The sequence below is a fragment of the Bradyrhizobium sp. SZCCHNS2022 genome (assembly GCF_032377575.1).
GTDB classification, from domain to species: domain Bacteria; phylum Pseudomonadota; class Alphaproteobacteria; order Rhizobiales; family Xanthobacteraceae; genus Bradyrhizobium; species Bradyrhizobium aeschynomenes.
Genome location: NZ_JAUHHZ010000001.1, coordinates 7,683,733 through 7,692,453, shown reverse-complemented (window position 1 = coordinate 7,692,453; position 8,721 = coordinate 7,683,733). Strand labels below are relative to the sequence as shown.

General features: G+C 66.9%; 10 protein-coding genes. 6 read left to right on the top strand and 4 right to left on the bottom strand.

Going from position 1 to position 8,721, the window contains the following annotated elements; all coding sequences use genetic code 11:
* The 5 genes from QXZ94_RS34350 to QXZ94_RS34330 all read left to right on the top strand — a co-directional run.
* On the top strand, positions 1-474 hold a 474-nt coding region (locus QXZ94_RS34350; RefSeq protein ID WP_315725983.1), incomplete at its 5' end, for a serine hydrolase.
* A gap of 213 nt (positions 475-687) precedes the next feature.
* On the top strand, positions 688-2,139 hold the full coding sequence (locus tag QXZ94_RS34345) for a HAMP domain-containing sensor histidine kinase (protein ID WP_315725981.1): 1,452 nt from the start codon (positions 688-690) through the stop codon (positions 2,137-2,139).
* 97 nt (positions 2,140-2,236) lie between these two features.
* On the top strand, positions 2,237-2,464 hold the full coding sequence (locus QXZ94_RS34340) for a hypothetical protein (RefSeq protein WP_315725979.1): 228 nt from the start codon (positions 2,237-2,239) through the stop codon (positions 2,462-2,464).
* Positions 2,465-2,507: 43 nt separating this feature from the next.
* Positions 2,508-4,808: a TonB-dependent siderophore receptor gene (locus tag QXZ94_RS34335; protein ID WP_409998785.1), complete on the top strand. Its 2,301-nt coding sequence runs from the start codon at positions 2,508-2,510 to the stop codon at positions 4,806-4,808.
* A 14-nt stretch (positions 4,809-4,822) separates the two neighbouring features.
* Positions 4,823-5,989 (top strand): PepSY-associated TM helix domain-containing protein, encoded by a 1,167-nt coding sequence (locus tag QXZ94_RS34330; RefSeq protein WP_315725975.1) that lies wholly within the window; start codon positions 4,823-4,825, stop codon positions 5,987-5,989.
* Between the two features lie 8 nt (positions 5,990-5,997).
* Here the strand turns inward: QXZ94_RS34330 and QXZ94_RS34325 are convergent, their stop codons facing one another.
* Together QXZ94_RS34325 and QXZ94_RS34320 are read right to left on the bottom strand one after the other, a co-directional pair.
* Positions 5,998-6,561, bottom strand: coding sequence for an HXXEE domain-containing protein (locus QXZ94_RS34325; protein WP_315725973.1), 564 nt, complete (start codon positions 6,559-6,561; stop codon positions 5,998-6,000).
* Between the two features lie 74 nt (positions 6,562-6,635).
* Complete coding sequence (locus QXZ94_RS34320) at positions 6,636-6,863, bottom strand: hypothetical protein (protein ID WP_315725971.1); 228 nt, start codon at positions 6,861-6,863, stop codon at positions 6,636-6,638.
* 125 nt (positions 6,864-6,988) lie between these two features.
* Between QXZ94_RS34320 and QXZ94_RS34315 the strand changes: the two genes are divergently transcribed.
* Positions 6,989-7,714 carry a Crp/Fnr family transcriptional regulator gene (locus tag QXZ94_RS34315; protein ID WP_315725969.1) on the top strand — a complete coding sequence of 242 codons (726 nt, stop codon included), beginning with the start codon at positions 6,989-6,991 and terminating at the stop codon, positions 7,712-7,714.
* A 10-nt stretch (positions 7,715-7,724) separates the two neighbouring features.
* Here the strand turns inward: QXZ94_RS34315 and QXZ94_RS34310 are convergent, their stop codons facing one another.
* Positions 7,725-8,342, bottom strand: a complete 618-nt coding sequence (locus QXZ94_RS34310) for a CAP domain-containing protein (RefSeq protein WP_315725967.1) — start codon at positions 8,340-8,342, stop codon at positions 7,725-7,727.
* A 1-nt stretch (position 8,343) separates the two neighbouring features.
* The gene (locus QXZ94_RS34305) at positions 8,344-8,664 is read right to left on the bottom strand and encodes a YqfO family protein (RefSeq protein WP_315725965.1); all 321 of its coding nucleotides are present in this window, start codon (positions 8,662-8,664) and stop codon (positions 8,344-8,346) included.
* Between the last annotated feature and the right edge of the window lie 57 nt (positions 8,665-8,721).

The window sequence follows — 8,721 nt, the reverse complement described above, 5'->3', positions numbered from 1 at the left end:
CTCGCTCGCAACTTTCTCGCGGCAGTCGCACTCGGCTCAACCCGCCTCTGGGCCAGGGCTTATGAGTCCACGCCCTACGCCGAGTTCGCGCAGATGCTGCTCAATCGCGGCGAATGGAACGGCAAGCACCTGCTCGCGGCAAAGACCGTCACCTTCATGACATCAGATCATCTGCCGCCGGGCATCGCGTTCAGCCAAGTCACCTTGCTGGGCTTCCACCCGCAGGCGACCGCGCCGACGCCGGAGGACGGCCAGAGCTTCGGTCTCGGCTTTGCCGTCAGGACACATGCGGGGCGCAACCCGCTGCCGGGATCAGTCGGCGAATTCTATTGGACCGGGCTCTACGGCACTGCGTTCTGGGTCGACCCGGAGGAGAAGCTCATCGTCGTGCTGATGATGCAGCTGCCGCCGCCGCAGGCACCGCATTATCGCTCGCTATTGCGCAATCTGATCTATCAGGCACTGATCGAGTAGGAGCGCTCGGACTTGGCGCGAGCGGTGTCTGCCGCCGCGCCGTCGTCGCCATGCCGCGCAACGAGATTTGGAACCGTTCTAGTAACGCTCTACGTGCTCCAAGCCGCGAATGCGATCTCCCGTCGTTTTCTCGAACAGCTCATCTCGTGTATGTCTGCCGTCCCGCCGCGCCCCGCGCGCCGCGGGGGATCGGTTTTCGATTGCGGTGGCATAATGTTGAGATTGCTGGAGCGCCTGGGGCTGCGTTTCGAGGATGCCGTCGAGGAGCGGCGGTTCGTGGACCATTTCGTCCATGGCAACATCGCCTGGACGCAGATCGCGATGTTGCTCGGCGCCTTCACCTTCGCCGGCTACACGCTGTGGGACTTCGTGCTCTACCCCGAGATCGTGCCGACGACGCTCAAGATTCGCGGCGGCACCGCGCTGTTCGTGCTGCTGCCGCTGACGGCGCTGCTGTCGACCCCGGCGCGCAAATGGGCCGAACCCATTCAACTCGTCTTTTGCGTCATTCCCGGCTGCGTGCTGCCGACGATCTACTGGGTGCTGCCCTCGGGCTTCACCTACTCCGCCGCCGGCATGATCATCGTCATCCTGTTCGTGTCGACGATGCTGCCGCTGCGCATCGGCGCCCACGCGGTGTTCTGCCTCGCGAGCTGGGGCGCGCTGGCAATTGCCGAGAGCCTGGCCGCGGAGCCGCTGCCGCCGGGCCTGCGCTTCATCGATCATTCGCTGGTCGGCAATGCCTGCCTGCTCTCGCTCTATGCGGTCGGGGCGCGGGAATACCAGGCGCGCAAGCAGTTCCGCACCGCCGAGGCGCTGCAGCGCGAGAAGGAACGCTCCGAGGCGTCGCTGCGCGACCTGCATGCGACGCAGGCGCATCTCGTGCAGGCCGAGAAGCTCGCCTCGCTCGGTCAGCTCGTCGCCGGCGTCGGCCATGAGGTCTCGACGCCGCTCGGGCTGGCGCTGACGACGTCGACCGCGATGGAAGATGACGTCGAGGCGATCGCCCAGATGCTCGGCGGCGGTCCGGTGCGGCGCTCCGATCTGGCGCGCGGCGTCGCGCGGCTGCAGCAGGGTCTCAACCTGACCACGCAGAGCCTGCACCGCGCCTCCGAGATGGTCCACAGCTTCAAGCAGGTCGCCGTCGACCAGGCCAATGAAACGCGGCAGACGTTCGAACTGCAGAGCTGGCTGGCCGATCACATCGCCAAGCTCCGTCCGCTGCTGGCGCGCCAAGGCCTCACGCTCGCGCTGTCCTGTCCAGAAGGCGTCGTGCTCACCAGCTATCCCGGCGCGCTCGGACAAGTCATCAGCATTCTCGCCTTCAATGCGGCCACGCATGCCTATCCCGGCGACATGAGCGGCGTGTTCACGGTGGCGGTCGCGCAGCCGCTGGACCGCTCCGTGTGCATCACCTGCGCCGACAAAGGCGTCGGCATGCCCGATCACGTGCGCGGCCGGGTGTTCGATCCGTTCTTCACCACGCGCCGCGAGAAGGGCAATGCCGGCCTCGGCCTGCACATCGCCTTCAACCTCGTCGTCTCCACGCTCGGCGGCCGCATCGAGCTCGACAGCGAGGTCCAGCAGGGCACGCGCATCGCGCTCGAGATTCCGCTCGTCGGCCCGAACAAGCCGGCTGAGCTGGAGCTGGCTGCGGCGCACTAGGCCGGCGGGCCGAACCGCGTCGTCACCACGCAGCGACCACGCAACTTCATCTTCCCTGCCCGTTCCGGAAAATGAAACAAGCAACGCATCATCCGCGATGATCGATGAAACGCCGCTGTTTGTTCATCGCATGCGCAGCCTGCACGATCATGCAGCGCGCGCTGATCACGATACGCGCGACGTCGCAAAGACGCCGCCGGTGGCGCAGCTTCGCGCCAATTCGAACAATGAAACACCTCATGACTTAGAGGGATTCAAACGCGCGCGCCGTGTTCTTCGCTGCATCACATTGCTAGACCTCACGTCAACCGGCCATTCCCCTTGAATGGCGCGGCTTTGAAGTGCAGTGCCTGGAAGTGCAGTGAACGATGACGGATATTGAAGGCCGGCGCGATACGCGTGTGAGAACCGGCATGTGTGGCGCGCTTGCGCTCGCGAGTACCTTGACAGCAGACCTCCTCTGCTTCTCTCCCGTGCAGGCCCAGACCACGCTGCCGGCGGTGACGGTCGATGCGCCCACGCAGAAGCGCAAGCCCGCGGTCGCCGCCAGCCAATCGCAGCGCCAAGCCCGCGTCGAACAGCAAAGGCGGAGCGTTCCGCCGCCGATGCCGACCCGCGCCGAGCGCGCGGCCGCGGAAGCCGTCGTCCTCAACGCCGCGAAGCTGAATTACCGCGCGATGCCGAGCGCAACAACCTTGCGCACGGGCGCCTCGCCGCTCGACACCGCGCAATCCGTCAACGTCGTGCCCTCGCAGGTCTTGAAGGACCAGTTGCCGCGCAACATCGACGATGCGCTCGCCAATATCAGCGGCGTCACCCAGGCCAACACGCTCGCCGGCACCCAGGACGCCGTGATGCGGCGCGGCTTCGGCGACAACCGCGACGGCTCGATCATGCGCAACGGCATGCCGCTGGTGCAGGGCCGCAGCCTCAATGCGGCGGTGGAGAGCGTCGAGGTGCTCAAGGGCCCGGCGTCGCTGCTGTACGGGATCATGGACCCCGGCGGCATCGTCAACACCATCAGCAAGCGCCCCGAGCTGTATCAGCACGGCTCGGTGACGCTGCTAGGCTCGGCCTATGCCAACAACAGGACCGGCGCCGACGGCATGCTCGACATCACCGGCCCGATCGGCGACGGCGGCCTCGCCTATCGCTTCATCGGCTATGGCGTCAGCGAGGACTACTGGCGCAATTTCGGCCGCCATCGCGAGATGCTGGTGGCGCCGTCGCTCGCCTGGTACGGCGACACGACGACCGTGCAGCTCAACTACGAGCACCGCGAGTTCATCACCCCGTTCGATCGCGGCACCGCCTTCGTCAACGGCGCGCCGCTGGCGATCCCCGCGACGCGGCGGCTCGACGAGCCGTTCAACAACATGTGGGGACAATCCGACCTGGTGCAGGCCTCGGTCGAGCAGAAGCTCAACGAGGACTGGAAGCTCAACGCCGCCTACAGCTACAACACCGAGAGCTTCAGCGCCAACCAGCTGCGCATCACCAAGATCGATGCGAACGGCGTGGAGACCCGCAGCAATGACGGCACCTGGGGCTCGCTCAGCCGGGTGAGCTACGGCACCTCCTACGTGCAGGGCGGCTTCTGGATCGGCGGGATGCGCAACGAGGTGCTGTTCGGCGGCGACGCGCAATATCGCACGATCTATCGCCAGGACCTGATACGCCAGACGGTGCCGGCCTCGCTGGCGTTCAACGTCTACAATCCGGTCTACGGCCTGATCCAGCCGAGCACGACGATCTCGGCCACCGACAGCGACCAGACCGACAAGCTCGGCACCTACTCGCTGTTCCTGCAGGACACGCTGCATCTCACCGATAAATTCGCGCTGGTCGGCGGCGTGCGCTACATGGACTATGAGCAGATCGCCGGCCGCGGCCGGCCGTTCAAGGCCAACACCGACGTCGCCGCCGACAAGGTGCTGCCGCTCGGTGGCGCCATCCTCAAGCTGAACGAGCAATTCTCGCTCTATGCCAGCTACACGCAGTCGCTGAAGCCGAACTCGACCATCGCGCCGCTCACCGGCGGCGTCGTGCTCGGCTCCAACATCGCGCCGGAGCAAGGCACGGCCTGGGAGACCGGCTTCAAGTTCGATCTCGACAAGCGGCTGTCCGGCACCGTCGCGATCTACGACATCGACAAGAGCAACGTGCTGGTGTCGCAGACCAACGCCAGCAACGTCGTGGAATACACCACCGCCGGCAAGGTGCGCTCGCGCGGCGCCGAGGTCGACATCACCGGCAAGCTCTCGGACGCCTGGAGCATGATCGGCAGCTACGGCTACACCGACGCACGGGTCACCGATGATCCGACCTATCGCGGCAACCGCCTGCAGAACGTCGCGCTCAACACCGCCTCGCTGTATCTCGTCTACGATTTCGGCACCGCCGTGCCCGGCAAGCTCAGGCTCGGCGGCGGCGCGCGCTATGTCGGCGACCGCGCCGGCGACGCCGCCAACAGCTTCGTGCTGCCGTCCTACGTCGTCGCCGACGTCTTCGCGAGCTACGAGACCGTGCATCAGAGCCTGCCGGTGATCTACCAGCTCAACGTCAAGAACCTGTTCGACAACGTCTACTATCCCTCTGCGGTGAGCGTGCTGAACGTCGCGGTCGGCGATGCCAGGCGGGTGTCGCTGTCGGCGACGGTGAAGTTCTAGACGAGAGGCGCCGCATGACGGCATTGCGCATCAAGCCGGCGCTGCTGCAACTCCACTCCATCGTGGGACTGGCGGCGGCGCTGATCCTCAGCCTGATGGGGCTCACCGGCGCCATCATGAGCTTCGAGGACGAGATCCAGGCCGGCCTCAACGCCGCGCAGGCCCATGTCGCGCCGCGCGCAGAGGCACCGCTCGCCCCCGCCGCGCTCATCGCGCGGCTGCAGGCCGATCCGGATATCGGCAAGGTCTCAGCGATCACGCTGTCGCGCGATTCCGCGGCGGCGGTCCGCGTCCGCTTTGCCCGCAACACGGACGGCGGCCGTCCCTCCTCTGTGCTGGTCGATCCCTATGATGGCCGCGTGCTCGGTGTGCCCCGCGGCGAAGAGTTCTTCGCAACCGTGCGTCGCCTGCATCGCTGGCTGCTGCTGCCCGGCGACGGCAACGGCACCGGTCGCCAGATCACCGGGGCCGCCGTGCTCGGCCTCGTCGTGCTGCTGATCTCTGGCATCGTGCTGCGCTGGCCAAAACGCGCGGGCAGCGCAAAGCTGTGGCTGAAGCCGCAGCTTGGACTCAGCGGCCGCGGCCTGCACCGCTCCCTGCACAGCGTCGTCGGCACGTGGCTGCTGCCGGTCTATCTGGTGATGGCGCTGACCGGCCTGTCCTATTCCTATGCGTGGTACAAAGACGGGCTGACATGGCTGCTCGCGCCGGCGGCAACGCCGATGCCGGGCAAAGCGGCGCGCGGCCGAAGCGAGGCGGACACCCAGGCGAAGCCGTTGGCGCTCGATCTAGTGGGGGCCACCTTGCGCGAGCAGGTCGGCGACCGCTTCGCCGTGATGCAGCTCACCCTGCCCGCAGGCGCCGCCACGATGGTGCGCGTGCGCACCTGGCCGAGCGAGGATCACGACGGACGCCGCGACGAATTCCGCATCGATGCGACGACGGGGCGGCTGATCTCGGCCGAGCGCTACGCCGACAAGACCATTGGCGAGCGCGTGCTCGCGCGCATCCTCGACATCCATCGCGGCAGCATCCTCGGCTGGCCGGGCCAGCTTCTCTTCATGCTCGCCGCGGCGCTGATGCCGCTGTTCGCCGTCACCGGCGTGCTGCTCTATCTGTCGCGGCGCAGGCTGCGGCGGCCAGCGCCGCCGCCGACCGTCCAGCTCGTGCCGGGCGAATAGACCGTCGCTCAGGCCGCGGCGGGCGCATGCGACGCGCGCCGGATGGCATTGACGGCGATGACGACGTGCACCAGCAGCGACAGGCCGAAGCCGAGCGCATGCTGCGCCGCCGTCGCGGGAATCGTCAGCACGGTCACGAGCCCGAGCGGAATGAACAGGACGATGCCGGTGACGAGGCCGGGATTGTAGCTGCGGAAGCGCAGCGCCGGGCCGATATGGCCGAGCGCGTTGACCAGCATCAGATATGGCGCGACCAGCGCCCAGGCGGGGCCGGCGATCCAGGCGACGTAGAGCGCGATCAGATCGATGCCCCAGACCGCGCCGCAATTGACCCAGAGCACGTCGACCGTGGTCAGCGCCTCGCGGCCGCCGAACATCACGGTGTTGACGAAGCTTCGGAAGCGATCGCCGGTGTGCTCCTCGACCTGGTGGATCATATAGCCCGGCGAATGCAGGAAGATCAGCAGCAGCGCGAGCGGCCAGTCGGCCGCCAGCAGCGGCACCAGCACCAGCAGCGCTGCGGCCATGAAACCGGCAGCGGCAACCCAGTGGCGGGTGAGAAGCTCGAGCATCCCCCATTGATGCGCGAGTCGACCAGCGTTGCCAAGCCGGGTTCCTCCGGGGAAACACCGGATCGGCAGCCGGTTTAATCGTGGCCGACGTCGCCGAGCCGCCGCGCGAGTTTCTTCAGGCTGTCCTCGGTCGGCGGCAGGCTCTGGAATTCGCGGATCGCCTGCGACAGCTCCTGATCCGACATCGGATGCGCGGGCTGCTTGAGGCGTCCCTCGGTCAGCGCCGCGGCGATGGTCTCGATATGTGGACCCGAGCCGCCGAACAGGCGGCGGAGCCGGTAGAGGAACGCGATGTGGGGCACGGCTGTTCTCCCGATGCGGCGACCGGCAACTCGCTTCCGCATCCCCTGATACCAACACTTTAGTAGGAACTGCGAGCCGCACCATCTCATTTGATACGCGAGAGGATCAACGGGCCCGATTTCCCATGGAAGCAGACAAGATCGTCGTCAACAAGCTCAAGGAGCATTCCCGGCTGTCGGCAGACGACATCGCCGAGGTGAGGAATCTGAGCTTCGTGCTGCACGAGCTGGCGGACCATGAGGACCTGATCCGGCAAGGTGACGAGCCCGACCAATCCGTCGTCGTGATATCGGGCTGGGTGACGCGCTATCATCTGCTGCCCGGCGGCCAGCGGCAATATCTCTCGTTCCACATGTCGGGCGACTGGCCGGACGCCCAGGCGCTGTTCCTGGACCGCATGGACCACGCCGTCTGCGCGATCGGCCCGGCCCTGGTGGCCGGTGTTGCGCACAAGGAGCTGACGCGCGCCATCACCCGGCGCCCGGCGCTGGGCTTTGCGATCTGGCGCGAGACCCTGATCGATGCGGCGATCTTCCGCGAGGCCATCACCAACAACAGCGCGCGCGGCAAGCCGGCGCGCATGGCGCATCTGTTCTGCGAGCTGTTCTATCGCGCCCGCGCGCTCGGGCTCGTTCGCGACGAGCAGCTGGAGCTGCCGGTCAGCCTGGTCCAGCTCGGCGAAGCCCTGGGGATGGCGATCGCCACCGTCAATCGCACCCTGGTCGAGCTGCGCGCCAGCCGCGCCGTCGATTTCCGCAGCGGCATGCTGACCGTCTCCAACTGGCAGCGCCTCTGCGCGATCGGCGAGTTCGATCCCGGCTATCTGCACCTGAAGAAGCAGCCGCGCTGAGATCGGGGCGTCAGATGCAAAGGCCGATCACCTTGATGTTGAGATGACACTCCTTTGACGAGGAGGCCGGCGGCTTGGCGCCCCAGCGCGTCGCAGACTTCGTCCCGGGTTTCGTCTCGGATTTGGCCTGCGCGACGACCGGCTTGCCCTTGCTCTTCGGATGGCCCTTCGGCCTGTCGGCATCGTAGTCGCCGGCGATCACCATCGCCCAGTAGGTGCGCTTGCCGCTGGCGTTCTTCGCGCTGGCGATGCCGACCTTGGTCGCCTTGGGCAGCAAGAGGTTCTTGCGATGGCCGGCCGAGTTGATCCACTGCCCGAGCGTCTTGTCGAAATTGTCGTAGCCATAGGCGATGTTCTCGGCGGCGCGGCCGGCCTTGGACGGTGCGACGCGCCGGGTAAAGGGACCGAGCACCTCGTGGCTGAGGTCGTCCTTGTCGGCCATCGCCCGCGCCTGCTCCATCGCGATGCGGTCGAGCGTGGCATCGCGGGTGACCCGGCCCTCGCCGTGCGTGAGGCGGAAGGCCGAGATCTGCTCGGCGGGCGCGCTGTCCTGGGCCACCGCCGCAGGGGGCGATAGCGCCATCAGCGAGGCGACCAGCGTCGCAGCAACGAGGCGAAGGACGGGCATGCTAGTCCACCAGCTCGATTCGATAGACGTCGATCGCCGGCTCCTCGTACGGGTGTGCGGCACGGATCGCCGCGAGTGCCGGCCGCAGCCGGTCCTCGGCACACACGGTCTCGATGCGCTCCTCCGCGACGGTCTCGAGCCGGCCGACTGCACCGATGGTCGGATTGGCGCCGGCGAGCGGCCGGAAGCGGCCGGTGCCGGTCATGGTAAACGAACAGTAATCGTAATTGCCGATGCGCCCGGCACCGGCCTCGCCCATGGCGCGGCGCACGGCCTCGCCATTCGCTGCGGGGACATAGACGACGATCTTGTAGGTCTTCATGCGCGTGCGGATCCGCCGGTCGATCACACGCGCGTTACCATCGCCGAAGGAATGGCG